The 23,774-nt window shown below is 64.6% G+C and carries 27 protein-coding genes; 6 read left to right on the top strand and 21 right to left on the bottom strand.

Annotated features, from left to right (window positions below; genetic code table 11):
* Positions 1-25: 25 nt before the first annotated feature.
* Genes FHW96_RS18545 through FHW96_RS18575 form a run of 7 tightly spaced genes read right to left on the bottom strand, consistent with a single transcriptional unit; the run spans position 26 to position 6,963 of the window.
* The gene (locus FHW96_RS18545) at positions 26-460 is read right to left on the bottom strand and encodes a hypothetical protein (RefSeq protein ID WP_216650960.1); all 435 of its coding nucleotides are present in this window, start codon (positions 458-460) and stop codon (positions 26-28) included.
* On the bottom strand, positions 450-1,775 hold the full coding sequence (locus tag FHW96_RS18550) for a FliI/YscN family ATPase (RefSeq protein ID WP_172342071.1): 1,326 nt from the start codon (positions 1,773-1,775) through the stop codon (positions 450-452). Before FHW96_RS18550 ends, FHW96_RS18545 begins: the two co-directional genes overlap by 11 nt.
* Positions 1,775-2,464: a FliH/SctL family protein gene (locus tag FHW96_RS18555; RefSeq protein ID WP_172342072.1), complete on the bottom strand. Its 690-nt coding sequence runs from the start codon at positions 2,462-2,464 to the stop codon at positions 1,775-1,777. Before FHW96_RS18555 ends, FHW96_RS18550 begins: the two co-directional genes overlap by 1 nt.
* Entirely contained in the window at positions 2,457-3,503 is a 1,047-nt protein-coding gene (locus FHW96_RS18560) for a flagellar motor switch protein FliG (RefSeq protein ID WP_253951062.1), read from the bottom strand. Before FHW96_RS18560 ends, FHW96_RS18555 begins: the two co-directional genes overlap by 8 nt.
* Complete coding sequence (gene fliF / locus FHW96_RS18565; protein WP_172342073.1) at positions 3,500-5,227, bottom strand: flagellar basal-body MS-ring/collar protein FliF; 1,728 nt, start codon at positions 5,225-5,227, stop codon at positions 3,500-3,502. Before fliF ends, FHW96_RS18560 begins: the two co-directional genes overlap by 4 nt.
* 3 nt (positions 5,228-5,230) lie before the next feature.
* A complete protein-coding gene (fliE, locus tag FHW96_RS18570) occupies positions 5,231-5,617 on the bottom strand; it encodes a flagellar hook-basal body complex protein FliE (RefSeq protein WP_172342074.1) in 387 nt (128 codons plus the stop codon).
* Positions 5,614-6,963, bottom strand: coding sequence for a sigma-54-dependent Fis family transcriptional regulator (locus FHW96_RS18575; protein ID WP_172342075.1), 1,350 nt, complete (start codon positions 6,961-6,963; stop codon positions 5,614-5,616). The genes fliE and FHW96_RS18575 overlap by 4 nt, the downstream gene beginning before the upstream one ends.
* A gap of 405 nt (positions 6,964-7,368) precedes the next feature.
* Here FHW96_RS18575 and FHW96_RS18580 point away from each other — a divergent pair, with 405 nt between their 5' ends.
* Positions 7,369-8,199: a flagellin gene (locus FHW96_RS18580; RefSeq protein ID WP_172342076.1), complete on the top strand. Its 831-nt coding sequence runs from the start codon at positions 7,369-7,371 to the stop codon at positions 8,197-8,199.
* Positions 8,200-8,359: 160 nt separating this feature from the next.
* On the opposite strand, the gene FHW96_RS18585 is transcribed toward FHW96_RS18580, so the two are convergent.
* From FHW96_RS18585 to flgB, 14 genes are all read right to left on the bottom strand, one after another.
* Positions 8,360-10,783, bottom strand: coding sequence for an HAD family hydrolase (locus FHW96_RS18585; RefSeq protein ID WP_172342077.1), 2,424 nt, complete (start codon positions 10,781-10,783; stop codon positions 8,360-8,362).
* A 127-nt stretch (positions 10,784-10,910) separates the two neighbouring features.
* Complete coding sequence (locus FHW96_RS18590) at positions 10,911-11,756, bottom strand: flagellar motor protein MotB (protein ID WP_172342078.1); 846 nt, start codon at positions 11,754-11,756, stop codon at positions 10,911-10,913.
* 143 nt (positions 11,757-11,899) lie between these two features.
* The gene (gene motA / locus FHW96_RS18595) at positions 11,900-12,763 is read right to left on the bottom strand and encodes a flagellar motor stator protein MotA (RefSeq protein WP_172342079.1); all 864 of its coding nucleotides are present in this window, start codon (positions 12,761-12,763) and stop codon (positions 11,900-11,902) included.
* A gap of 74 nt (positions 12,764-12,837) precedes the next feature.
* Positions 12,838-13,761 (bottom strand): flagellar hook-associated protein FlgL, encoded by a 924-nt coding sequence (flgL, locus tag FHW96_RS18600; RefSeq protein WP_172342080.1) that lies wholly within the window; start codon positions 13,759-13,761, stop codon positions 12,838-12,840.
* Between the two features lie 17 nt (positions 13,762-13,778).
* Positions 13,779-15,128, bottom strand: a complete 1,350-nt coding sequence (flgK, locus tag FHW96_RS18605) for a flagellar hook-associated protein FlgK (protein WP_172342081.1) — start codon at positions 15,126-15,128, stop codon at positions 13,779-13,781.
* A 4-nt stretch (positions 15,129-15,132) separates the two neighbouring features.
* Entirely contained in the window at positions 15,133-15,438 is a 306-nt protein-coding gene (locus FHW96_RS18610; RefSeq protein WP_172342082.1) for a rod-binding protein, read from the bottom strand.
* Entirely contained in the window at positions 15,435-16,526 is a 1,092-nt protein-coding gene (locus FHW96_RS18615; RefSeq protein WP_172342083.1) for a flagellar basal body P-ring protein FlgI, read from the bottom strand. Before FHW96_RS18615 ends, FHW96_RS18610 begins: the two co-directional genes overlap by 4 nt.
* An 8-nt stretch (positions 16,527-16,534) precedes the next feature.
* Positions 16,535-17,194, bottom strand: coding sequence for a flagellar basal body L-ring protein FlgH (locus FHW96_RS18620; protein ID WP_172342084.1), 660 nt, complete (start codon positions 17,192-17,194; stop codon positions 16,535-16,537).
* A gap of 8 nt (positions 17,195-17,202) precedes the next feature.
* Positions 17,203-17,991 carry a flagellar basal-body rod protein FlgG gene (gene flgG, locus FHW96_RS18625; protein WP_172342085.1) on the bottom strand — a complete coding sequence of 263 codons (789 nt, stop codon included), beginning with the start codon at positions 17,989-17,991 and terminating at the stop codon, positions 17,203-17,205.
* 31 nt (positions 17,992-18,022) lie between these two features.
* A complete protein-coding gene (locus tag FHW96_RS18630; protein WP_172342086.1) occupies positions 18,023-18,769 on the bottom strand; it encodes a flagellar basal body rod protein FlgF in 747 nt (248 codons plus the stop codon).
* Between the two features lie 18 nt (positions 18,770-18,787).
* Entirely contained in the window at positions 18,788-19,603 is an 816-nt protein-coding gene (locus tag FHW96_RS18635) for a flagellar hook-basal body protein (protein WP_172342087.1), read from the bottom strand.
* A 31-nt stretch (positions 19,604-19,634) separates the two neighbouring features.
* Positions 19,635-19,994: a flagellar hook assembly protein FlgD gene (locus FHW96_RS18640; RefSeq protein ID WP_172342088.1), complete on the bottom strand. Its 360-nt coding sequence runs from the start codon at positions 19,992-19,994 to the stop codon at positions 19,635-19,637.
* Complete coding sequence (flgC, locus tag FHW96_RS18645; protein WP_172342089.1) at positions 19,994-20,401, bottom strand: flagellar basal body rod protein FlgC; 408 nt, start codon at positions 20,399-20,401, stop codon at positions 19,994-19,996. The genes FHW96_RS18640 and flgC overlap by 1 nt, the downstream gene beginning before the upstream one ends.
* Before the next feature lie 2 nt (positions 20,402-20,403).
* Positions 20,404-20,766 carry a flagellar basal body rod protein FlgB gene (gene flgB / locus FHW96_RS18650; RefSeq protein WP_172342090.1) on the bottom strand — a complete coding sequence of 121 codons (363 nt, stop codon included), beginning with the start codon at positions 20,764-20,766 and terminating at the stop codon, positions 20,404-20,406.
* A gap of 242 nt (positions 20,767-21,008) precedes the next feature.
* Here flgB and FHW96_RS18655 point away from each other — a divergent pair, with 242 nt between their 5' ends.
* The 5 genes from FHW96_RS18655 to FHW96_RS18675 all read left to right on the top strand — a co-directional run bounded on the left by FHW96_RS18655 (position 21,009) and on the right by FHW96_RS18675 (position 23,680).
* A complete protein-coding gene (locus tag FHW96_RS18655) occupies positions 21,009-21,686 on the top strand; it encodes a MotA/TolQ/ExbB proton channel family protein (protein WP_172342091.1) in 678 nt (225 codons plus the stop codon).
* Entirely contained in the window at positions 21,683-22,171 is a 489-nt protein-coding gene (locus tag FHW96_RS18660; RefSeq protein ID WP_253951063.1) for a hypothetical protein, read from the top strand. The genes FHW96_RS18655 and FHW96_RS18660 overlap by 4 nt, the downstream gene beginning before the upstream one ends.
* Before the next feature lie 80 nt (positions 22,172-22,251).
* A complete protein-coding gene (locus tag FHW96_RS18665) occupies positions 22,252-22,794 on the top strand; it encodes a flagella basal body P-ring formation protein FlgA (protein WP_253951064.1) in 543 nt (180 codons plus the stop codon).
* A 206-nt stretch (positions 22,795-23,000) separates the two neighbouring features.
* The gene (flgM, locus tag FHW96_RS18670) at positions 23,001-23,324 is read left to right on the top strand and encodes a flagellar biosynthesis anti-sigma factor FlgM (protein ID WP_172342092.1); all 324 of its coding nucleotides are present in this window, start codon (positions 23,001-23,003) and stop codon (positions 23,322-23,324) included.
* A gap of 2 nt (positions 23,325-23,326) precedes the next feature.
* A complete protein-coding gene (locus FHW96_RS18675) occupies positions 23,327-23,680 on the top strand; it encodes a flagellar protein FlgN (protein ID WP_172342093.1) in 354 nt (117 codons plus the stop codon).
* Positions 23,681-23,774 lie beyond the last annotated feature (94 nt).

Below are 23,774 nucleotides of genomic sequence, written 5' to 3' on the forward strand. Positions count from 1 at the left end.
CCCGTGCCAATCTCTGACGCGCGCCTCAGTCCTTGGAATCGCGGCGTTTCGCGCTCTGGATCTGTCCGGCCAGTGCGGCATAGGACTGCCGGGCGGCCATTTGCCGGGCTTGCGCATTGGCGCGATCCTCGACGGCGGCGCGGCGACGCTCGGCCATGGCCAGTTCCTGCTGGCGCTTGTCGGCAATGGCCTGTGCGCGGTTGGCATCGGCCTGCGTGGCGGCGCGTATGCCCTGCAATCCGGCGGCAAAGCGGTTCATTTCGCGCAGGGCCGCGCCATCGGTAATGTCGGTGCGCGCGGCATAATCGGCGGCCAGTTGCCCGGTCCGCCGGGCCAGTTGCATCAGTTGGGTATAGGTACCCTCGGCGCGGGCGGCCTCGGTGGCCACGGTCTGTTTGGCGATGGCGCGCACGCGCTCCAGCCTTTGCAAACGCTTCAGCTTGTCGCGCTCAGCCTTCATGACCCAGCAGCGCCCCCAGTTGCGCCACGGCCTGATCCAGCGTGACCACCGTGCCGCCCTCCTGCGTCAGGAATTGCACCAGCGCGGGATGCATGGCGATGGCGCGGTCCAGCTGTTGATCGGCCCCGGCGCGATAGGCGCCCATCAGCACCAGATCGCGGTTGGCCTCATAGGCGGCCACCAATGCGCGGAAGGCGCGGGCAAGGCGTTGATGATCGCGGCTGGTGATGTCGGTCATCACGCGGGACAGCGATGCGGCAATGTCGATGGCCGGATATTGCCCGCGCTGGGCCAGATCGCGCGAGAGGACGATATGGCCGTCAAGGATCGAGCGGGCCGTATCGACCACCGGATCATCCTGCGAATCGCCATCGGCCAGCACGGTATACAGGCCGGTGATCGAACCCCTGCTCTGGGCCGAATTGCCCGCGCGTTCGACCAGCTTGGTGATCGTGGCCAGCGCGGAAGGGGGATAGCCGCGCGCCGCGCCCGGTTCGCCCAGAAGCAAGCCGATCTCGCGCCCGGCATGGGCCACGCGGGTGAGGGAATCCATGATGAGCAGAACCTTGCGCCCCTGCGCGCGGAAATATTCGGCCATGGATGTGGCCAGCATCGCGCCGCGAATGCGCAGGTTGGGCGCATGGTCGGCAGGCACGGCAATGACGGCGGTGGTGGCGCGTTTGCTGCCCGCCATGTGGCGTTCGACAAAATCGGAAACCTCACGCGCGCGTTCACCGATCAGGCCGACGATGACGATTTCGGCCGATGCGCCATGGGCGATCATGTCGAGCAGCACCGATTTGCCCACGCCTGACCCGGCCATGATGCCGATACGCTGGCCCACGCCAAAGGTGGTGATGGCGTTGAGAGCGCGGATGCCGGTGTCGAAACTCTGGCGCACCGGGCTGCGGTCGAGCGCGCCCGCGCGCACGCCGCCCGCCGGCCACAGCGCGCGCGGGTGCAAGGGGCCAAGTCCGTCAATCGGCTTGCCCTCGCCATCGACCGCGCGGCCCAGAAACACCTCGCCCACCGGCAGCATTCCGGGCTTGCCCACCGGACGCACCCGCGCGCCGGGGCGCAGCAGCACCGTATCGCCCAGCAGCATCATCAGCGTGCGGCCATTGCGAAAACCGATCACTTCGGCGCAAAGCGATTGCCCGTTGCCATGGCTGATCCGACACAGCGCGCCCACCGGCACCGACAGGCCCGAAACCTCCAGCAAGCCGCCATCGCAGGCCACCACCACGCCATAACGGCGCGGGGTCAGATCAATCGGCTGGGGATCGCCCAGAAGATCGTTGAAAATGCGCAGCATCAGTCCAGCCCGCCCACATCGAGCGCCTCGGCGATGGCGCGGCGCCATTGGCGCGGGCCGTCCTCGGCGCCGCCATCCTCGCCGCCGCCGCTTTCCACGCGGATTGCGCCGCGCTCCATCGTCGGGTCGGCCTGAACATTCCAGTCCTCGGGCAGGCGCGCCTGAACTGCGGCCAGGTCATCCGGGTGCAGCCGGATCAGCCGTTCATCGTCGGCGCGGGAGAACATGGCCGCCGCGCGTTCAACCCGGCGCAGCAGCGCATCCTTGTCCAGCGCCAGCGGCGCAAGGCAGCTTTCGCACAGCGCGATCACTGTTTCCATCAGACGCTGGCGGAATTGTTCGGCCAGTTCGCCATCCAGCCGGTGAATGACCGTTTCCATCCGCCCGCGTGTCTTATCGGCCTGCACCGCGGCCATTTCTGCGGCCTCCTGCGCATCGGCCCAGCCTTGGGCATAGGCATCGGCGCGGGCTTCCTCCATCGGGTCTGGTTCGGCCGGGAATTCGGGCACCATGACCGGGGGCGGGGCGGCGGCGGGCACGACATCGGCGCCAAAACGCATCCGCATGACCGAGAGCGGGCGGGGCAGATCCTCCTTGATCCCGCGCAGCGCGGTAAAACGCGCGTCCGGCATGAAGCCCCCACCGCCGCTGCCCAGCATGGCGCCCAGATCAGACGCCATATCAGACATAATCGTCCTCGCCGCTGCCGAAGGAGATTACACCCTCTGCGGCCAGACGGCGCGCGGCGGTGACGATCTGTTTTTGCGCCTCGACGCAATCGGCCATTTTCAACCGGCCGCGGCTGGCGATCTCGTCCTTGACGCCATCGGCCGCGCGGCTGGACATGGCGGCGAAGAACACGTCGCGCTGATCCTCGGCAATGCCTTTGAGGGCGTTGATGAGAATGTCGCTCTCCACCTCGCGCAGCAGGGCGCCCATGGATTTGGGGTCGAGTTCGAAGAGATGCTCGAATTTGAACATCTCGTTCTCGATCGCGCGGGCCAGCGCCTTGTCCATCTTGGTGATCTCGGGGATGACGCGCTTTTCCACGGTCTTGGCCGAGTTGTTGATGATTTCGGCGGCGTTTTTCGCGCCTCCCATCGAGAGCGTGCCGCGCCCGTGAAACTCGATGATCCGGCGGCTGAGCAATTCCTCCAGCATCAAGAGCGCCTCGGGGCTGACCGGGCCCATGGTGGCCACGCGGTGGACCACCTGCGTCTGTTGCTCGGGCGGCAGCGAATGCAGCACCTTGGCCGCGACATCGGCCTCCAGCTGGATCAGCAGTACGGCAATCGCCTGCGGATGTTCGCCCCGCACCAGCGGCACGATGGCCGCAGGGTTGAGCCAGCGGGTGATGTCGAGCGGGCTGGCGGGCGGGGCCTCGGGGGCGATGCGCTCCATCAGATTGTCGGCCTTGATCGTGCCCACCGCGCGGCGCATCATGCCATGCACGCGGTCGGTGCGGCCCCATGCGTGGATGCCCAGCTTTTCGGTGCGCGCGGCAAAACCATCGACCGCGCGGCAGATCGCATCGGGCCCGATTTCGCCCAGAGCGCACATCTTTTGCCCCAGCAATTGCAATTCGGCCGGGCTCAATTGCCCCAGCATCCGGCTGGCCTGATCTTCATCCAGCAGCATCACCAGCACGGCGGCCGCCTCGGCATCGGAGAGCGGGGGCATGGCGAGCGTGGCGGCGTCTTGCATTTCGATGGAATTCATCTCGCTCATGGTGTGGGCGCCTCTTCATGGGTGGGCTGCTGCAACATCTGGCGCAGAGCGATGACCGCCGTGTCGGGCTTGGTGTCGACGATCTGCTGGGCCAGGCCGACCTGGCGCTCGATCATGCGGGCGTCGATGGGCTGCGGCTCGGGGTCGCGGCTGCGCGGCGAAATGGCGGCAAGGCCGGGCGGGTCGGCGGCAGGGGCGGCCTCGGCTGCTGCCGCCTCTTCCTGCGCTGCGGCCTGCGCCTTGGCCTTGTCGGCCTTGGACAGCTTTTTGGCGGCAGGCTTGTCGCCCCGGATCGCCTTGATCAGCGGGCGCACACCCAGCAGCAGCACCATCAGTGTACCCAGCAGCATGGCCCCGTAATGCAGCGCGCGGGCAAACCACGGCGCTTCATAGAAAGGCGCAGGCGCGTTGGTGATGGGCTCGAAGCTGCGCACCACCACGGCCACCTGATCGCCACGCGCCGGATCGGCACCCACGGCGGCCGAAACCAGCGACTTGATCTGGTCGATGTCGGTCTGCTTGGCCTTGGCCATCGCCTTGGAGGATAGCGCGACCGCCACTGACAGGCGCCGGATGCGGCCCGGCTCGCGGTTTGTCACGGCCACCTCGCGGCCCAGTTCGTAATTCTTGCTGGCGCTGGTTTCGCTGGCGGTGGGGCCTGGGCTGGCGGCGGATGTGGGCGTGCCTTGCGGCGCGCCGGGCGAAGGCTGGGTGACGGGCGGCGGCGTGTTCGACAGCGTGCCGGGTATGCCCGAGGCCTGCGGGGTGGCGGCCTGCTGGCTTTGCTGGCTCGTCTCGCTGCGCACGGCGCCCTGCTTGTCATAGGATTCGCGCGCGCTGGTCACCTGCTCCATATCCAGATCGATCTGGACCTCGCTGGTGAAATTGTCGTCGCCCAGCATCGGGGTCAGCAGCGCGGCAACCTGACCGTGCAGCTTGTCCTCCATGCGGGCCTGCATTTCCAGCCGGTCGCTGTCCGCGCCGCCGCGGTCGGTCAGCAGGCGGCCGCGTTGGTCGACCACCCGCACCGCATCGGGCGAAAGGCCGGGCACCGAGCCCGCCACCAGATTGACCACGGCCTGAACCTGTTTGTCCGAAAGCTGGCGCCCATCGGCAAGGCGCAGCATGACTGAGGCCGAAGGGGCGATCTGATCGCGCACGAAGACCGATTTCTCGCCCTCGGCAATGTGGACGCGCACCGACTGGACGCCTTCGATTTCCTTGAGAGAGAGCATCAGCTCATGTTCGCGCGCGGCGCGCAGGCGTTCGCCTTCCAGCGCGCGGCTGGCGCCCATCGGCAATTTATCGAGACTGTCATTGGCCGTATCGGGCATCGAGAGCGTCCCGCTCTGCGCCACGACCATGCGCGCCTTGTAGAGATTGCCTTCATCCACTGTCAGCGTGCCGGTGGCATTGTCGATCGCATAGGTGATCTTGGCCTTGTCGAGCTGTTCGGCGACATTGGCGCGTTCGCCATCGTCCAGATGCGAATAAAGCACACGCTGGGGCGGCTGGGCCAACATGCCCCAAGCCAACGCCCCCGCGCCCAGCAAGGAAACGCCGGCAAACCAAGGCAGCGCCTTTTTGACCGGCCCCTGACCCAGAAAAGCGCGTGCGCGCGCCATCGGCGGCCCGGCATCGGGCGCGGTCAGCGGGGTCAGGATGGAGCCCGGCGTCGTGGCGGGCAGCCCGCTCATTTCGGCGGCCGGAACAAGGTCAGCCATTTATCAGACCCCCATCTTCATGATGTCTTGATAGGCGGAGAGCAGCTTGTTGCGCACCTGAAGCGTGGCCTCGAAACCCACAGAGGCTTCCTGCCGGGCCAGCATCACCTTGGCGACATCCTGCGTCTGGCCGGTTTCATAGGCCGTGGTCAGCTGGTCGGCGCGCTGCTGGGTGGCGTTCACCGATTGCATCGCTTCGTTCAGCCTGTCGGTGAAATGGCCCTGACTCGATGCGTTTGCGCCGACAGACTGGGTCTGAGGCGAGTGGATCTGTTGCAGGATTTGTGATTTTTCGATGATCTGGGCGCGCAACTGCATGATTTCGCGCAGGCCCGATGCCCCGCCCCATGCGCTGCCGCTTGCTCCACCGATGCCCCCGATGCTGCTCATCTGCGGCCTCCACCCACGGCGGCCACCGGCATCCCGGCTTCACGCAGAGAGGCGAGCCGGTAGCGCAGCGTGCGTTCGGAAATGCCCAGCTGGCGTGCCGCAGCGATCCGGCTGCCGCCACAGGCCGCCAATGTTTCAAGGATTGCCTTGGCCTCGCTCACCTGCACAATGCTGGCCAGTTTGCGCCCGGTGGCGGCGGCCGGTTCGGGCATTTCAAGAGGGGGCATCGCCGGGGCAGGGACCGGCTCGCTTGCCGCCACCGGTTCTTCAACCAGCTTGGCCACGCAATCGAAGCGGATATGTTCGGGGCGGATTTCGGCGCTGGGCGAACCGCCCAGCCCTTCGGCCAGCAGCAGCGCGCGGCGGATGACATTTTCCAGCTCGCGCACATTGCCCGGCCAGCCATGGGTGCGCAGCAGGCTGATCGCCTCGGCGCTGATCCATGGCACGGCGCGATGCGCGGGCGTGTGGCGCTGGGCGAGGGCAAAGGCCAGCGGAGCGATGTCCTCCAGCCTTTCACGCAGCGGTTTGAGCGCCAGAGGAAAGACATTGAGGCGATAGAACAGATCGGCGCGAAACCGGCCCTGCGCCACTTCGGTGGGCAGATCGCGGTTGGCCGCGGCAATAATGCGCACATCGAAACGCACCGGCTGGGTCGCGCCGATGGGCACAACTTCGCCTTCCTGAAGCGCGCGCAGCAATTTGGCCTGAAGCGCCAGCGGCATTTCGGCAATCTCGTCGAGCAGCAGCGTGCCGCCGTCGGCCGCGCGGAAGAAACCCTCGTTGGTGCTGGTCGCCCCGGTGAAAGCGCCCTTGGTATGGCCGAACAACAGGGCTTCGAGCATGGCCTCGGGCATGGCGGCGCAATTGACCGCGATGAAGGGGCCGTTCTTGCGCGGGCTGCTGTCGTGAATGAAGCGGCTGAGCACTTCCTTGCCCGTGCCGGTGGGGCCGCCGATCAGGACGGGAATGTCGCTCATCGCCAGACGCTCGGCCAGCGCGAGAACCGAAAGCGAGTCCGGATCGGCCGCGACCGGACCTCCCAAAGTGGCACAAGAGATTAACGCGGCCAACGCATCTTCACTTGCCGGATCGGCATAGTTGAGCGCGAAACGCGGTTTGCGCCCGCCGCGCGGAACCGGCAGCCGGTCGAGCCGGTTGGTCCGGCCGTGAAACAGCAGGATTGTGGTGCGATCGTCGCCATGCACGCAGGCTTTGCCATCGGCCTCGCCCTCGATCAGGCGCAGCTTGCAGGTGCTGCCCATCGTGGCGATGACCGCCCCGGCACGCTGAACCAGCGGGGCGTGCCGCTGTGCCGTGCTGTTGGTGACGTCGATATAGTCCATTTTTTCCCAGTCCCGGATTTGACCATTCCCGAGGCTGTTTTTGCCATCGCAACGTCAACATCCGGCGTTATTTAAGTCCTCGTAACAATCCCTATTTTGCCGGATTCACCGCCCCGTTTTGCGGCCACTACGGGCTGCTTGCCCAACAAGGGGCGGAAAAAATTATTTCGGGGACTTAAAAACCGCGGGCGCCGACCGTCACATGCGGGTCGTGCGGGGTTTGATTCGTTACCGCGAGCGGGTCTGTACGAATCACCTGTTTGGCTAAATCGGGTTTGGTGGCCCCCGCGCACAAATTTTCGCAAAGGGCTTAAATTGGCGCTGCCCCAACCGCTCTAGTGGCTGGCAGCCAGTACCGGATGGACCGGCGGGCTGGCAACCTTCGGGACAAATCGGGAGTGAACCATGACTGTCATTAACACCAACGTTAACGCCCTCCAGGCGACCAATGCTTCGAACACCGCCGCCAACATGACCGCCAAGGCGATGACCCGCCTGTCGACCGGCACGCGCATCAACTCGGCCGCCGACGACGCGGCAGGTCTGGCGATTTCGACCTCGATGACCAGCCAGATCAACGGTATGAATCAGGGCATCAAGAACGCCAACGACGGCATCTCGCTGGCTCAGACGGCGCAAGGGTCGCTGACCGAAGTGACCAACATGATGCAGCGCGTTCGTGAACTGTCGGTTCAGTCGGCCTCGGGCACCTATCAGGACACCGACCGCGAGGACATGCAGCAGGAAGTCGACTCGCTCAAGACCCAGATCGGCTCGATCCTGTCGGACACCAAGTTCAACGGCAACGCGCTGTTCAACACCGCCGGCGCCGGTTCGGCCTCGACCACGACCTTCTCGATCCAGGCCGGCGCGAACAGCTCGGACACGATCACGCTGACCTCGAACGGCATCGACTGGGACGCCCAGACCGCCAACATCGACGTTTCGAGCAGCGGTTCGGCCTCGGCCACCATCGACACGATGGACACGCTGATCCGTCAGGTTTCGACCGCGGCCGCCGGTTTCGGCGCCGGTCAGAGCCAGCTTCAGTCGGCGGTCAACAACCTGACCAACAACTCGACCAACCTCTCGGCCGCCCGCAGCCGCATTCAGGACACCGACTATTCGGCTGAATCGACCGCGATGGCCAAGGCCCAGATCCTGAGCCAAGCATCGACCGCCATGATCGCTCAGGCCAACCAGAGCCAGCAGAATGTCCTCTCGCTGCTCAAGTAAGCCGCGATCCGGATAATTTCCGGACAGGCCCGGTGCTTCCCCGCAAGGGAAGCGCCGGGTTTTTCCGCGTTTCGCTTCCCGATTGCTGCCGGTCCATCAAGAAAAACGCCGCGTCCCGTTGGGGGCGCGGCGTTTTGCATTGGCGATGGGCCCTCAGGGATCAGGCTGCGCCTTCCTTCCATGTCACCGGGCGGAACACCACCAGCAACATCATCGGTGTATCATTGCGGCGCGGCGGCGGGTTGATCAGCGCAAAGCCGTGGGGCGATGTGCATTGCCACAGATTGCCCGAACGTGCCTCGATCCCTTCCAGCACCGGCGTCATCGCGATTTCGCGGCTGGCCGTGTCATGCGTGTTGTTCAGATGCTCATGCTGGGGCAGGGCGGTGATCGAATAGACTTCGACCCAATCGAAGAGCGCGCCAAACTGGATCGCGGCGGTATAGCGGCAGTCGCCGATCGGAATGCACAGGCTGTGATAGCCATTATGCGTGGGCAGCGCGTTAAAGCGGGTTTCGACCACTTCCTGCCCGTTGCTGTAGATCGTGGGGACAAGAAAGCCGCCCTCGGCGGTAAAGTCGCTGACATTGAGCATCATGCCGAAGCGACTGGAGGTCAGATAGGCAAGGCGGGTGGCCATGCCTTCTTCCGACAATTCGGCGGGCAGAAACATGCGCCGCGCGCCCTTCAGATAGAACAGGCCCTGTTGACGCAGCCCCTTTTGGGCGTGGCCCTTGTGAAACAGCGCCACCGTTTCGGCGGTGCCCAGATTGACGTCATGCTCGAAATTTTCAAATACGCCCAGTTCATAGGGCATGGGCAAAAACATCAGCCGCATCAGCGCGGCGGCATTGGCGCGGCGCCAGTGATCGGCGTCCATGGCCGCATCGCGGTGGGCGCGCCGGCTGGCGGCGGGCTGGGTTTGGGCGAAAAACAGGCATCCTTGCTGGGCCGCCTCGCGGATCGCGCTTTGCGCCTGTTTGATGTCATTGGCCCGGCGGATCGGTGCGCCGCGTTCGGTATAATCGACCACCGAACCGGCGGTGTTGGTGCAGAATTGTTCAAACACCGCGACATTGTTGGCCATCGCGTTCAGCGCGTCATGGTCATAATGCCGGTCGTCGAAATAGCCTGCCTTGTCCAGCCCGCTGACTTCCACCTCGCGCAGCAGCAGATAGCGCCCCGCGACATGCACCCCCAGCGCCTCGGCCAGCACTGCATCGATCCGGTTCTGCACCGAGCCGTTATAGCCAAGATCGACCAGCATCAGCGTATCGCCGGGCCGGGGGGCGGCGGCATGGCGGATATGGGCGATCATCCGGTCGGCCATGCGCCGCGCGGCCTTGTGGATGAAACGGCGGATCTCGCGCCGGTCGAGCAGACCATAAAGCGCCTGCGTGCCCTTGGTCTTGTCCGCAATAGCGGCCAGTTTCTTCACCTCTGCCGGCGGGATCTGCAACTGGTGGGCGATCACGGCGGGATCGGTGCCCAACTGGTCCTCGACATAAGCGTCAATGGCCGCATCGGTGGTGAAGATCGCAGCGGTGGCGGTAAAGCGGCTGATTTCGACGGCATGGCCATCGCCGCTGCCGCGCGCCTGATGGACCAGCAGCGGCAGGTGGCCGTCGCGCATCAGGAACAGCGGGTGGACCCTGCCGCCGCGTCGGCTTCCGATCACCTCGGCCTCGGCGCAGAGCCAGCGGTCATAGCCGGTGAAGATCGGGCCCAGCACGGCATAGCCGAAATGCTGCGCCGTATCGGTCAATTGCGGGGTCCATTGGGCCAGCGCGGCGCGGTGGGGCTGGGGCGCGCCCAGCGTGTCTGATCCATCACTCAAGAGCGTGTCGAGGCAGGCCTCCAGCCGCAACTGGCGCTCGATCTCGGCGTGGAATTGCTTGAGATGGACCGCCTGCACGCCAAAGGGGGCCACGCCTTTGACGTCGGCGTTCAGATTGTCGCCAATATGCAGCACCGCCCCGGCATCGACGCCCAGTTCGGGCAGCACATGGCGATAAAGCCCGCGCGCCTTGGGCAGGCGCCAATGCGAGGAAACGAACACGCGGTCGATCATGGCCGAGAGTTCCTCGCCCCCCGCCCGCGCGATCAGTTCGCGCAGCATCTCCTCGCTCAGATAGGTGTCCGACACGATCACCACCTGCATGCCCCGCGCCTTGGCCCGGCGGATCAGCTCGACCGTGGAGGTAAAGGCATAACAATGGGTGGCCTCGGCATCCAGCTCGGCGCGGATCGCGGCCTGCCGCACCTCGGGCGAGGCGGCGGGCATCAGCCTGTCATAGATCTCGGCAATGGTGATATCTTCGCCCCGCGCCAGAATGCGGGCGGCGCGGCGGGCGGTTTCCTCGGCGCGGGCGCGCTGGGGGCCGGCCATGCCGGGCAGCACCTTGAACACATCGACCGGGCGATAGGTGTCGCGCCAGATCAGCGTGTCGAAGCAGTCCAGACTGAGCACCTGCGCCTGCGGAAAATCGTCCAGCACATCGGGCAATTCGTGGGGCAGGACTTCGCTGCGGGCAGGGTTGACCTGATCGGATGCCAGCGTGGCGTGGTCGAGTGGCGCAGACATGACAAGGCTCCATAATTGGCGGAGCCGTGCCTTGGGCCGAATATAGCGCCAGACCTCGCCCCGTTCCTGTGTTGCCAAGAAGTAAATGGGCGAGGTGAAGGAGGTGTCGATGGGGCGCTATGTGGTCCTACTGATAATTGAGCAGGATCGACATGCGCCGGTTGCGCGCGTCATTGGGATTGTCGGCGATCAGCGGTTCGCGGTCGGCCACGCCCTCGATCCGGCGAAAGCGCGTCTCGCCCAACCCATCACGCATCAGCGCCTGCCGCGTCGCCTCGGCGCGCCCGGCCGACAGCGACCAGTTGTTGATCGTATCGGTGCGTTTCCATTTCAAACCATCGGTATGGCCGCGAATGGTGATCCCGCCTTCCTCATCCTTGAGCACCGAGCCGATGGCGTGGAGCAATTGCACCGCATCGGGGGTCAGGATCGTCGTACCCAATTGGAACATCGAGAAATCGGCGTCATCGACCAGATCAAGCCGGATGCCTTCGGGCGTGGCCGTGACCTTCAACGTGCGCGCCAGCTTTTGCAGCTTTTCGGTGGCCGAGAGGCGCTGTTGCAGCTTTTGCGTGACCGAGGCGACCTTCTTGACCTTGCTGCCGCCTTCCTTGGGGCCGCCGGTGGTGTCGCGCGGGATGGTCATGGCGCGGGTGCCGGTCTGACCCTGACGGTTGGGATAATCGTCGACATCGGTCAGCGAATTACCGTGCAGCAGCCCGTTTGAGCCCGCGCTGCCCTGTTTGGTCTTGACCAGCGTGGGGGTGAAATAATCGGCGATGCCCTTGCGCTGTTTTTCCGTTGTCGCGCCCAGCAGCCACATCAGCAGAAAGAAGGCCATCATCGCCGTCACAAAATCGGCATAGGCCACTTTCCACGCGCCGCCATGATGGCCGCCGGCCACAACGGTGATCTTCTTGACGATGATGGGGGCCGGGATTTCGTTTTTGCCGGGCTTTTTGGGCGGCGCCATGTCATGGATTCCTTGTCGGGTGCGCCTTGCCCATCCGGGCAAGGCTTACGGCACCAGCCCTCTCCCCCGGCCCTGCCACCCAATAGCCTAACCCGATAGGGCAGCAGGGCCGGGGGAGAGGGCTGGTGCCGGGCATGCTCAGCCTATCGCCCGCGCAGCGCGTCGAGCAGTTCGGACAGGCCAGGGCGATAATCATGCATCAGGCCGGAACGGGCGCTTTCCACCACCAGCGGCTGGGGCCAGCCATGCAAGGAAGCGATGATCACCTGCTTTACGCAGTTGAAGATCTGTGCGTCGGCCTCGTTGACCTGTTGCAGGCGTCCGGCCATCGGCCCCACGATGCCATAGGCCATCATAACGCCCATGAACGTGCCAACCAGCGCCGAACCGATCATGGCGCCCAGCACCGTTGGCGGCTTGTCGATCGAGCCCATTGTTTTCACCACGCCCAGCACCGCCGCCACGATGCCCAGTGCGGGCAGGGCGTCACCAAGCCCCGTAATGGCGTGCTGAGGATGTTCAAGCGAGGCGATATGGGTCTTGATGGCATTGTCCATCACGTCTTCGACCGCATGCACCTCCAGCGTGCCGGAGGACACTACGATCAGCGTCAGCGTATCACAGATCAGGTCGGTCAATTCATGATTGGCCAGCAGGCGCGGATATTCGGCAAAGATCGCAGAGCTTTTCGGGTCCTGCACATGGCTTTCCATCGCCACCGGGCCTTCGGTGCGCAGCAGCTTCATCAGTTTGGTGGTCAGGGCGATGACGTCAATATGGTCCTGCTTGTTATGGCGCGGCCCTTTGAACACCTTGGCAAACCCGGCGCCCAGCGCCTTGAGTCCATGCATGTCATTGCCGATGATAAGCGCCGCGATGCCTGCGCCGGCAATAGTCGCCACTTCGTGCGGGATGGCCTCGAACACCGGGCCAAGCGCGCCGCCGGTCATGGCGAAAACGCCAAAAACCGCAACGAAGAGAACGACTAAACCGATAACGGGAAACATGGTTAACGTCCTTTGTCGGGCAAAATATCGCCGGCGTCACGCGACCTGGCGAGAGAAGAAACTATGCGGACCAATCAGTTCAGCATCGAGAAGAGCGAAAGATTGGCCACTTTTACAAAGCTGGACTGCGCCGCCTCCAGCACGGTCATCTGCTGGCTCAGCTTGGCGATGGTCGCGGCCAGATCGGTGCCCCCCACATCGGCCTCGCGCGTGGCGCGCTGGGTGGCGGTCTGGGTTTGCATATTGGTGGTGGTGTTGATCCAGTCCAGCCGCGCGCCCACCACGGTCTGGCTGGCCGACACCGAGGATGTGGCCGCGCCCAGATCGTCGAGCGCGCTTTTGGCCGTGGCGACGGCGGCGGCGGTCGAGGCCGGGTTTTGCAGCGCATCGGCCAGCGATTTGACCGTGGTCAGCAGATTTTTCGACACGCCGCCCGATTGGAAATCCAGAAACTCCGGCCCCGTCACCCCGGTCGTCACCGAAAGCCCCGGCCCCAGCGAGAGCGTGGAGGCGGTGCCGGTTCCATTATAGGAGGGGGCGCCGGTGGTGGGGTCGAATGTATAGGCGTTGCCGGTGGCCTGTCCGCCAAACAGCGGGTTGCCCTGCGCGTCCTTGGTGTTGGCCAGGCTGGTCAGGCTTTCGTAAAAGGCGCCGATCTGCTGGCCCACCGAGGCGCGCTGGCTGTCATTCAGCGTCGAGGAAGCGGCCTGCGTGGTCAGCGTGGTGATCTGCGAGAGGATGTCGGTGAACTGGCTGAGCGTATCGTCGGTCTGGGTCAGCTGCGTCTTGGCCGCGTTCGCATTGGCCTTGTCGGCGCTTGCCAGCGTATCGGCGGCCTGAAGCGCGCGCATTTGGGCCGCAGCCAGCGGATTGTCGCGCGAATGCTGGATCGTGTTGCCGGTGCTGATCTGGGCCTGCAGCTTTTCGGTCTGCCTGCGCAGGTCCGTCATCGAGGAGATGGCGTTCTGGTAAAAGGCGCTGGTGCTGACATTGGTCATGGTGCTTGGCCTTCCCGTTACAGATTCAGCAATTGATCGAAGAGGGTCGATGCTATCTGAATAATCTTGCCCGAAGCCTGATAGGCCTGTTGGTATTTTATGAGAGCCGCCGCCTCGGTATCCAGATCGACCCCCGATGCCGCGGCCAGCGAGGTCTTGGCATTCGAGGCGATCGTGTCGAAGGCGTCGCGCATCGTGGTGTTGCTGGAAACCGCGCTCGACAGGCCGAACAGATAGTCGTTCATCTTGCCCGAGACATTGGCGCTGCCCAGAGAGCTGATCATCGCGCTCAGATTGGTGCCGTTCTGGCTGCTGGCGGTCGATCCGGCCGATGCGGCGGCCAATTGGCCGGGGCCGGTCAGCACCATGGCCATGTCGGCCGCGCCATTGCCGGTAAACATCGCCGTGCCGGGCGCCCCGGTCAGATCGACGCCATTGCCCTGCGCCGTGTTGATCGTGGACATCATCGACGTGGCCACCGTGTCCAGGCCGCCCAGCGCGGTCACGCCCGAACTGATCGCCTGCTGCTGTCCGGCCAGCGATCCGCCCGTGGGGGTGATCGCGGTGGTGGCGGCCGCCGTGTCGGTCAGCGTAAAGGAGACATTGCCGTCGCCGGCCTTGGCCATCGTCAGCGTGCCGGATTTGCCGTGATCGACCAGCGTGGTGCCCGTGCCGCTGCCCAGTTGCACGGTGACGGTGTTGTCCGAATTGACCGTGGTGCTGATATTGCTGATCGCGGCCATCTTTTGCAGGATGGTGTCGCGTTCGTCGAGCAGGCCCGCGCTGTTGTTGGCAGGGTCGGTATCGCCCGAGATGCGGATATTGACCTGGGCGAGATTGGCGGCCAGATCGTTGAGATCCTTGACCCCGCTGGCGGCCTCGTCCTGCATGCCCGTGACGGCTGATTGCAGCCCGCTGTTGGCCGCGTTGAAACTTTGCGCCATCGTGCGCGCGGCCTCGACCACATTGGCGCGCAGCGAGGAATTGGCCGGGCTGGCAGTCATTTGCGAGAGGGCTGACTGGAAACCGGTGATCGCGGTAAAAACGCCCGAATTGTCCGCCGTATCGGACAATTGGGTTAGTCCCTCGACCAGCGTGTCGGCGCGGGCCGCATCCGCCGTGGTGCGGCGCACCTCGGCCTGATCAAAGCCCGAGACATTGCGCGTGATCCCGCTGACTCGCACGCCCAGTTGCGAGACCTCGCCATAGCTGGAGCGCAGATTGCTGGCCGACAGTTCGCTCAGCGAGACGCTGCGCCGGACATAGCCTTCGGTGCCGGCATTGGCGATGTTCTGCGATGTCACTTCCAGCGCGGCGCGCGCGGCGCGCAGGCCGCTCGACGCAATGGCGATCATGTTGGCACTCATCGGCTCACTCTCCGTTGCCCGCGCCGGTCTGGCGGGCAAGTTGGGCCTCGATCATGCGCGCAAAGCCCAAAGTGCCCCGCTGCGCCATGGTGTCGGCCATTTTGCTGTCCTGCATGTCGCGAAAATTTTCGGTCGCTTTCTGGTCGAACAAGCTGTTGCCGAAATCGACCTTGCGCGCCTGCGCCAGCATTTGGCGCAGCATCAGCGCCTCGAACTTTTGCGCCGCCTCGTGGATCTGGGCCTTGGTCGGCTGGGGCGAGGCGCCGTTCGAGGACACTGACGCGGTGCCCGAGATGGTTGTATCGCTCATATCACCACCATTTCCGCCTTGAGCGCGCCGGCCTCTTTCAAGGCTTCGAGGATGGCCACCAGATCGGAGGGCGTGACGCCCAGCAGATTGAGCGCATCGACGATCTTTGACAGCGAGGCGCCGTTTTTGAGCAGCGCGACATGGGCCTTTTCTTCCTCGGCAGTGATATTGCTGTTGGGCGTGACGGCGGTGCGGCCGTTGGAAAAGGGCGCGGGCTGGGTCACGCGGGATTTCTCGTCAATGCGCACGGTCAGCTTGCCGTGGCTGACGGCGGCGGGCGACAGGCGCACCGCGCTGTTGATGACCACGGTGCCGGTGCGGCTGTTGACGATGACCTTGGCGGCGGCCTCGGCGGGGCTGACATTGATCATCTCGATCGCGGCCAGCATGGACGAGCGCGTATCGGCCCCATCGGGCATGCGCAGGGCAACCGTCACGGCATCCTCCGCGCTGGCCATGCCGGGATAGCGCAGGTTGATCGCATCGCGCACGCGCTGGGCGGTCAGGAAATCGGCGGTGTTGAGGTTATAGCGCAGGATGGGCGCCTTTTCGAACCCGGTGTTGACCGCGCGTTCGACGCTGGCCCCTTCGGCAATGCGGCCCGTGGTGGGAATATTGACAGAAAGCTGCGACCCGTCGCGCGCGGCAATGCCAAGGCCGCCCACCGCCAGATTGCCCTGCGCCATCGCATAGATCTGGCCGTCGGCGCCATACAGCGGCGTCAGGATCAGCGCCCCGCCGCGCAAGCTCTTGGCCTTGCCGATGGCCGAAACGGTGATGTCGATGCGCTGGCCCGGCTTGGAAAAGGCGGGCAGGTCGGCGGTCACCATCACGGCGGCGGCATTTTTCAGCCCCGGATTGACGCCGGGCGGCAATTGCAGGCCCATCCGGCCCGACACGCCCTTCATCGCCTGGGTCAGATAATCGAGCGTATCATCGCCGGTGCCGTCCAACCCGACCACGATGCCATAGCCGGTAAGCTGGTTGGAACGCACGCCCTGAAACGTGCCGATGTCGCGCACCCGTTCGGCATGAAGCGGGGCCGAGCAAAGCGCCAGAAGGGCGACAAGGAGAGAGATGATACGCATGATCGACCTCAAAACGGGCTGATATAGCTAAAAAATTTTGACAGCCAGCCTTCGCGCGCGCTCTGCGCCACGCTGCCGTTGCCTGCATATTCGATCCGCGCATCGGCCACCTGGCCCGACTGAATCTGATTGGCCGCGTCCACATCGGCAAGGCGCACGATGCCGGAAAACTGGATCCACTCCTTGCCCTGTGCCAGCAGCATGCGTTTTTCTCCTCGCACCAGCGCGGTGCCGTTGGGTCGAACCTCGGCAATGGTCACAGAGATCATTCCGTTGAAGGAATTGGTCTGCGTCGCATTGCCCTGACCATTGAACGACCCGGAGGACGAAGCATTAAGGGGCGTCGAGCTCATTGAGAGCGGACCGAGCGTGGGCGCGGCAATATTGGCGCTGCCGCTGCGCTGGGTCTTGTTGGTGCTGGTCTTGGCGGTGGATGTGTTCTCATTCAGGAGGATGGTCAGCACATCGCCCACCCGCTGTGCCCGTGCGCCCGACACCAGCGGGGCGTAACCGGCGGCGGCGATAAAGATCGCGCCCTCGGTAGGGGCCATGGCGGGGGGCGTGGGCAGCGTGGCCTCGAAGCCGGGCGCGGGGCGGCGCCCGGCCTGCGCAGGCGCGGGCATGGCCAGCGCCGCCGTCAGGACCAGCAGCAGGGGGCGCAGGGTCATGTCGTGCCTCACAGCGTCTGGTTCGCGTTCTTGAGCATGTCATCGACCGCCGAGATCATCTTGGAATTGATCTCATAGGCGCGCTGGCATTCGATCATGTCGACCAGCTCGGTGACGATGTTGACGTTGGAGGCTTCAAGGCTGCCCTGCGAAATGTCGCCGCGCCCCGCCGTGCCCGCCGCCCCGATCTGGGCCGGGCCGCTGGCCAGTGTTTCGGAATAGAGATTGTCGCTGGCGGCCTGAAGAGCGGCCGGATTGGCAAAACTGGCGATGGTCAACTGGCCCACCTGCGTTGCGGCCGTCGATCCGGGCAGCAGCGCGGAAACCGTGCCGTCCTTGGCCACGGTGATCGATCCGGCGCCATTGGGGATGGTGATCGCGGGCTGGACCACATAGCCCTGCGAGGTGACGAGCTGCCCTTCGGCCGAGAGGCTGAAATTGCCCGCGCGCGTATAGGATAATTGCCCTGAAGGCAGCAGGATCTGGAAATAGCCATTGCCCGAAATCGCCAGATCCAGCGCATTGCCGGTCGAATTGATCGTGCCTTGCTGATCCACGCGGGTGGTCGACTGCACGCCAACGCCCGTACCAAGGTTCAGCCCCGTGGCGTAATTGGTCTGGTTGGACGAGGCTTGCCCCGCCACGCGCATGTCCTGATAGGCCAGCGTGGCGAAATTGGCGCGGTCGCGTTTGAAGGCGGTGGTGCTGACATTGGCCAGATTGTTGGCAATGACGCGCATTCTGGTGTCTTGCGCATCCAGACCGGTGCGGGCGACTTGAAGAGCGGTTGAAGGCATCGGGCGCTTCCTTTCTTAAACGATTGAGGGCTTAGGAGCCGGAAAGACGCAGCAGCGAGGTGCCCGACTGGTCCACCTCCTTGGCCGTGGCGATCAGCTTGGTGCGGATGTCATACAGGCGCTGGGCCTGGATCATCTGGGTCAGCACCTCGGAAGGGTTGACGTTGGATTGTTCCAGAGCGCCCGCAACGGCCCGCGCATTTTCATCGGCGGGCAAGACGCCTCCGCCCACCACGCGAAACAGGCCGTCCAGCCCCTTGGCGATGGTGGTGCCTGATGTGCTGGCCAGCTTGATCCGGTCGGTGGGCTGGGGCGGCAGATTGGGGTTTTCGGTGTTGGCCACCAACACCATGCCGTCCGGGCCGATGGTGATCTGGGCGTCCAGCGGCACGGTGATGGGGCCGCCATTGCCGATCACCGGGCGCCCATCGCCATTTTCCAGAACGCCCGTGGGCGAAACAGTCAGATCGCCGCGCCTTGTATAGCTTTCGGTGCCGTCGGCCGATTGCACCGCCATCATCGCATCGCCCAGCAGCGCAATATCCAGCTTGCGCCCGGTCTGGTTGATGTCGCCCGCTGACATATCCGCGCTCTTGACCTGACCATCGGCCATGGCGCGCGCTTCCAGCGCCGGGCCTTTGAGCGTGATGGGCGTGGTGAAGAGCTTTTCGGCCTTGAAGCCGATGGTGCTGGTATTGGCCATGTTCGAGGCGATGACACGTTCGCGCGTCATCGAATCGGACATGCCCGAAACCGCCGTATAGATCAGCCGGTCCATCCCGATGCCTTTTTATATTTAGCTGGTGCGCAGGTTCATGATGTTTTGCGAAACCTGGGTGAAGGTGTCGATCGCCTTGGAATTGGCCTGGAAATAGCGCTGCGCGTCGATCAGCGAGACCATTTCGCTGGCCAGATCGACGTTGGACTGTTCCAGCGTGCCCGACATGATCGCGCCCCACGAACCGGTCTTGGGCTGGCCCAGCGAGGCATTGCCCGACAGGCCGGTGGCGGCCCAGACCGAACTGCCCTGCTGCTTCAGGCCGGTGTTGTTGGTAAAGGTGGCAAGGCCGATCACGCCCAGATATTGCGTGGTGCCATCGCCAAATGACGCAATGATCTGGCCGGTGTTCGACACGGTCATGCCCGAATAGGAGGATCCGGCCAGATTGGCCGTGGGGATCTGGCAATCGCCCAGCGTGGTCGAGGAGACTGCCCCGGTGGAGTCGGCGGTATAGACCTGAAGGCGGTCGCCCTGATCGGTCTTGATATAGCCGTCCTGGCTGACCGAGAGCGCGCCCGCGCGCGTGTAGCCGACATCACCCGAGAGCGGATTTTTGACCACGAAGAACCCGTCGCCGTTGATCGCCAGATCCAGCGTGTTGCCGGTCTGGGTCATCGAGCCCAGCGAGAATTGCTGTTTCACCGAAGACAGGCGCGAACCGATGCCGATGGTCAGGCTGGGGTCGGTCAGGATCGAGGAGGAGATGATGTCGGAAAACGAGGCCGTGCTTTTCTTGAAGCCGACTGTGCTGGAGTTGGCGATATTGTGCGAGAGCACGTCGAGTTCGGACTGGGCGTTTTTCAGGCCGGTGAGGCTGGTGTAGAAAGACATGAAGCGTCTCCGTCAAAAAGGGGCGTAGGCTTTAGGCAGTGGTCGAGCCGCCATTGGCTGCCTGCTGGGCGGCGAGGATCGAATCCAGCTTGGTGGAAATGGATTCCAGCGAGCTTCCCATCGAGGCCAGATTGTCGAGCGAACCCAGCTTGGACGCCACGGTGCTGGCGGTGGTGTTCAACTGGGTAATGCCCGACAGAGTCGAGAACTGGGCCATCTGGGCCACCATCTGGCTGTTGTCGGTGGGGGCGGTGGGATCCTGCGTGGTCAATTGCTTGGTCAGCAGGCTGATGAAATCCTTGAAGCCCAGCGTCGAGGCGCCGTTGCTGGACACCGTGCTGGAGGTCGAGGTGGTTGAATTGGTGGTGCCGGTTGAAGATACGGTGGTCATCACTTCATCCTTATGGTGTCGAGCATGAGCTGCTTGGCGGTGGAGAGGGTTTCGACGAGGTTCTGATACTGGCGCGAGGAATCGAGCATCTCGACCATCTCGGCGCTTTCATCGACCGGGGCTGCCCACACATCGCCGTTTTCATCGGCCAGGGGGTTGCCCGGATCATGCTGGCGCACCGGCGTGGCATTGGCGCGCACGACGCCCGCCACATTGACCGTGGACAGGCCGCTGGCTTGATCCATCTGCGTGGCAAAGACCGCCTTGATCGGGCGATAGGCATCGGCCTCTTTGCCGGATACCGCGCTGGCATTGGCCAGATTGGAGGCCGCCGTATTCATCCGCACCTGCTGGGCCGACATGGCCCGGCCCGCGACGGAAAAGATGTTAAGGTCGGTTCCGGCCATCTTTATTCTCCCTTGATCGCGCGCTTGACCTCGCCGACATCGTCGGAAAGGAAGGCGAGGGTGGAGGCATAGCCCACCGCATTCTGGGAAAAGGCGACCTGTTCATTGCCCATTTCCACTGTGTTGCCGTCCAGGCTGGGCATCACCGGCACGCGGTATTGCACGGCGGCGGCGGTGGCCTGATCCTGGCTGGCGCCCTTGATCCGGGCACCCAGCGCAGTGTTGAAGTCAATGTCGCGCGCCTTGTAATTGGGCGTGGCGGCATTGGCGATGTTGCTGGCAATCAGCCCCATGCGCTGGGACCGCAATTCCAGCGCCATGCCATGGACTCCGAACAGTCCGGTATTGCTGGCAGGATCGCTCATCAGGTGGCTCCACGGTTTGAAACGGGGGGCGGGACGCCCGGACCATCAGAACTGCAAAGCCCGTGCCAATTGCGGGACGCATGGGCAAAACACCGGGAAAACAACGATGGCGCAGGCCGGACGGCAAGCGCTCCATGCCGGGCGGCAAGGCTTTGCCGGGCGGCGGCAATTGCTGGCCGCGGGGTGAATTTGCGCTGATGGGCGCCGTTCTTGGCTGTGTATCGCAAAGGATTTGGACAGGCATGGATCTTACCGCCCTCTATGATGGCACCACGCTGGCGATTGTCGTGGGCGGCACGGCGCTGGCCACGGTGCTGCGCTGTGGGCGCGGGGATGTGGCGGCCACGATCCGCATCGCCACGCGCCAGCTATTCGCGCCCAGCCGCTTTGACAGCGAGGCGGTGCGCGCGGCTTTGGCCCGCGCGGCGCAGGATTTTCAACGCAATGGCCCGTTGCGCGCCGATCCGCGCAGCACCGGCGATGACGAATTTGACGATGCACTTCACGCGCTGCTGACCCACCGCTCGATGGCGCGTTTTGACGATGCGCTGGCCGATGCGCGCGAAAAGCGGCTCGGTCCGGTCGAGGCCGCGATCCGCACGCTGATGCAGGCCACCGAACTGGCCCCGGTCTTCGGTCTGGCCGGAACGCTGATTTCCCTGTCGCAAATGCCCGCGCAAGGGGTGGATCGCGGGGCCTATCTGGCCGTGATCGGCATGGCGGTCCATGCCACGCTCTATGGGTTGGTGCTGGCCAATCTGCTGCTGGCCCCGCTGGCGCGGATGGTCGAACGCCATGCCCGCGCCGAGGAAGCCGCGCGCTACGCGCTGGCCCAATGGTTTGAGGCCGAGATTGCCCCCGCCATGGTGCCACAGCATGAGGGGCGCGGCCATCACCATAATCCCGGCGTGGCGGCATGATCCAGTTGAGGCCGACCGAGCGCCCCGGCGACCGCCTGCGCGGCGGCGCCGTGTTTGTGCCCCGTTCGCCGGTCGGCTGGCAGACGATGCTGGCCGATCTCTCGCTGATCCTGTTCATGGTGACGGCCGCCGCGATGGCCGATGTGCCTGATCGCAAAACCGCTCCTCGGCTCGCTCCCCCGCCTGCGCCGCCTGCCTGCGCTGCGCCCGCCATCAGCGAGCCTCTGGCCATCTGGCGCCCCGCGCCCGGCGGCCCGCCGCTGGCGCGCTGGCTGGCCGAGCAGCAGGCGGACAGCCGTCAGTTGCTTTCGATCACCCTGCGCTATCCCCCCGCAGCGCAAGCCGAGGCGCTGCGCCTTGCCGCGCAGATGGCCGCGGCGGCGGGCGGCAAGGGTGCGCGGGCGCGCATTGTGATCGAACCGGTCGCCTCGGCGCCGGGCATTGAGGCGCTGGCGGCGCTTGCCTATGATAAAGGTCCGGCCTGATTGGCACAGAATATGCAGTGATTGCCCGTGAATCCGGCGTCTTTTCGCGCCGGGTGTCATTACACCGGGCAAGAACGATCATGCGAAACAAGGCTTTCATCCCCTTCACCCTGCGCACGGCGCTGCTGATGGCTGCTCTGGCCTGGATCGGCCCGGCCAGGGCGCAGGCCGCCAGTCCCTTTGCTGATCTGACCGCCATCGACCGCGAAGTGGCCGAATTTACCGGCAAGGCCATCGGCCAGAATGGCGGGGCGATGATGCCGGTGGATCGCCGGTTGCGGCTCAATGCCTGCATGTCCCCGCTCGCGCTCAGCTGGCGCACCAGCCGCCGCGATGCGGTGCTGGTGCAATGTCCCGATGCGGGCAGTTGGCGGGTTTTTGTGCCGGTGCGCATGGCCGAAACCGGCCCCTCGGCCATTGCGCGGGGCGAGGCGGTGACGATTGCCGTGGTGGGCGAGGGCTTTGCCGTATCGCAGCCGGGCGAGGCGCTGGACGCGGGCGCGGTGGGCGACTGGATCCGGGTGCGCACCCTGCGCAGCGGCGCGGGCGCCTATTCCCAGACCGACGCCGTGCGCGCGCGCATCACCCGCCCCGGCGAGGTTGAGGTGGAGTTGCGCGAATGACGCGCAGAAAGAGCAGCGCGAGTGATGCATTTTTTTGTCTCGACCGCCGTTTTAAGCGCTTTTTCACGATTGGCCGTCATTACGGCGCCCATCCTTGGGGCCTGTTGCGCCCCCATCCGGCAAAAACGCGCAAAATTTTGCCGCCCTCTCTTAAAACCGACAGACCGCCTCCGTTCTTGGCTTTGTAGAAAGCAAGGAGCGGTTCGATGTCGAGCATCGGTTCCGGCCCTGGCATTGGTTCAGGGCCTAAATTACAAGTGAATGCGGTGCGCCCCGTCACCACCTCGTCGGCTGCCTCGCCTTCGGTTTCCACCGATACGCGCAATGCATCCCAGACGGTTGGTGGGTCGGCCGCGAACGGCGATGGCGCCACCGTGGTCAGCACCACCGCGATCAGCGCGGGCGATCCCCCCGTGGACACCGATCGCGTGGCCTCGATCCGCAAGGCCATCGAGGACGGCAATTATCCCATCATCCCCACCAAGATCAGCGACGCCATGATCGCCGCTGGCATGATGTTGAGAGTTTGATCATGAGCCAGGCCCTTTCCCATTTCGATCTGCGTGACACGCTGCGGCAAATGGTTGCCGTCCTGCAAGAGGAGCGGCAGGCTTTGGCCGGGCTCGATCTGGATGGGATCATGGGGTCGGCCTCGGCCAAGAGCGCGATGTGCGACGCCATTGATCTGGCCGGGGTGACCGCGCTGGACGATGAATGCCGCGGTCTGCTCGAAGCGGCCAAAAAGATGAATGAAGTCAACCGTCAGGTGCGCAATCTGATCGCGGCCAACGTGGCCTCGCGGCTTGAGGCTTTTACCGGCGGTGCTTCGGTCTATCGCGCGCGGGCCAACACGCCCGCCTATGCCTATGCGGCGGCCCGAGGGTAGGGCCCGAGGGTAGGACATGGCCCCCCACGGCCCGCGTTGGCGCGGCTGTGGCACAATAAAGCGCCGCTTTGCCCGATGGGCGCGGTTTTCGGCC

This window comes from Novosphingobium sp. SG751A (assembly GCF_013149295.1).
Taxonomy (GTDB): Bacteria; Pseudomonadota; Alphaproteobacteria; order Sphingomonadales; family Sphingomonadaceae; genus Novosphingobium.

What these genes read in the sequence shown, in the direction of transcription:
- FHW96_RS18630 (WP_172342086.1), bottom strand. Translation starts at nt 18,769, where the DNA reads ATGGACCGGCTGATCTATACGGCGGTTTCGGGCATGTCCGATTCGATG.
- FHW96_RS18620 (WP_172342084.1), bottom strand. Translation starts at nt 17,194, where the DNA reads ATGACCCTGCGCCCCCTGCTGCTGGTCCTGACGGCGGCGCTGGCCATG.
- FHW96_RS18665 (WP_253951064.1), top strand. Translation starts at nt 22,252, where the DNA reads ATGCGAAACAAGGCTTTCATCCCCTTCACCCTGCGCACGGCGCTGCTG.
- FHW96_RS18590 (WP_172342078.1), bottom strand. Translation starts at nt 11,756, where the DNA reads ATGGCGCCGCCCAAAAAGCCCGGCAAAAACGAAATCCCGGCCCCCATC.
- motA (WP_172342079.1), bottom strand. Translation starts at nt 12,763, where the DNA reads ATGTTTCCCGTTATCGGTTTAGTCGTTCTCTTCGTTGCGGTTTTTGGC.
- flgM (WP_172342092.1), top strand. Translation starts at nt 23,001, where the DNA reads ATGTCGAGCATCGGTTCCGGCCCTGGCATTGGTTCAGGGCCTAAATTA.
- FHW96_RS18550 (WP_172342071.1), bottom strand. Translation starts at nt 1,775, where the DNA reads ATGCTGCGCATTTTCAACGATCTTCTGGGCGATCCCCAGCCGATTGAT.
- FHW96_RS18615 (WP_172342083.1), bottom strand. Translation starts at nt 16,526, where the DNA reads ATGCGTATCATCTCTCTCCTTGTCGCCCTTCTGGCGCTTTGCTCGGCC.
- FHW96_RS18560 (WP_253951062.1), bottom strand. Translation starts at nt 3,503, where the DNA reads ATGAGCGAGATGAATTCCATCGAAATGCAAGACGCCGCCACGCTCGCC.
- FHW96_RS18585 (WP_172342077.1), bottom strand. Translation starts at nt 10,783, where the DNA reads ATGTCTGCGCCACTCGACCACGCCACGCTGGCATCCGATCAGGTCAAC.
- FHW96_RS18580 (WP_172342076.1), top strand. Translation starts at nt 7,369, where the DNA reads ATGACTGTCATTAACACCAACGTTAACGCCCTCCAGGCGACCAATGCT.
- FHW96_RS18610 (WP_172342082.1), bottom strand. Translation starts at nt 15,438, where the DNA reads ATGAGCGATACAACCATCTCGGGCACCGCGTCAGTGTCCTCGAACGGC.
- FHW96_RS18545 (WP_216650960.1), bottom strand. Translation starts at nt 460, where the DNA reads ATGAAGGCTGAGCGCGACAAGCTGAAGCGTTTGCAAAGGCTGGAGCGC.
- FHW96_RS18675 (WP_172342093.1), top strand. Translation starts at nt 23,327, where the DNA reads ATGAGCCAGGCCCTTTCCCATTTCGATCTGCGTGACACGCTGCGGCAA.
- fliE (WP_172342074.1), bottom strand. Translation starts at nt 5,617, where the DNA reads ATGAGCAGCATCGGGGGCATCGGTGGAGCAAGCGGCAGCGCATGGGGC.
- FHW96_RS18655 (WP_172342091.1), top strand. Translation starts at nt 21,009, where the DNA reads ATGGATCTTACCGCCCTCTATGATGGCACCACGCTGGCGATTGTCGTG.
- fliF (WP_172342073.1), bottom strand. Translation starts at nt 5,227, where the DNA reads ATGGCTGACCTTGTTCCGGCCGCCGAAATGAGCGGGCTGCCCGCCACG.
- FHW96_RS18640 (WP_172342088.1), bottom strand. Translation starts at nt 19,994, where the DNA reads ATGACCACCGTATCTTCAACCGGCACCACCAATTCAACCACCTCGACC.
- flgK (WP_172342081.1), bottom strand. Translation starts at nt 15,128, where the DNA reads ATGAGTGCCAACATGATCGCCATTGCGTCGAGCGGCCTGCGCGCCGCG.
- flgC (WP_172342089.1), bottom strand. Translation starts at nt 20,401, where the DNA reads ATGGCCGGAACCGACCTTAACATCTTTTCCGTCGCGGGCCGGGCCATG.
- flgL (WP_172342080.1), bottom strand. Translation starts at nt 13,761, where the DNA reads ATGACCAATGTCAGCACCAGCGCCTTTTACCAGAACGCCATCTCCTCG.
- flgB (WP_172342090.1), bottom strand. Translation starts at nt 20,766, where the DNA reads ATGAGCGATCCTGCCAGCAATACCGGACTGTTCGGAGTCCATGGCATG.
- FHW96_RS18575 (WP_172342075.1), bottom strand. Translation starts at nt 6,963, where the DNA reads ATGGACTATATCGACGTCACCAACAGCACGGCACAGCGGCACGCCCCG.
- FHW96_RS18635 (WP_172342087.1), bottom strand. Translation starts at nt 19,603, where the DNA reads ATGTCTTTCTACACCAGCCTCACCGGCCTGAAAAACGCCCAGTCCGAA.
- FHW96_RS18555 (WP_172342072.1), bottom strand. Translation starts at nt 2,464, where the DNA reads ATGTCTGATATGGCGTCTGATCTGGGCGCCATGCTGGGCAGCGGCGGT.
- FHW96_RS18660 (WP_253951063.1), top strand. Translation starts at nt 21,683, where the DNA reads ATGATCCAGTTGAGGCCGACCGAGCGCCCCGGCGACCGCCTGCGCGGC.
- flgG (WP_172342085.1), bottom strand. Translation starts at nt 17,991, where the DNA reads ATGCCTTCAACCGCTCTTCAAGTCGCCCGCACCGGTCTGGATGCGCAA.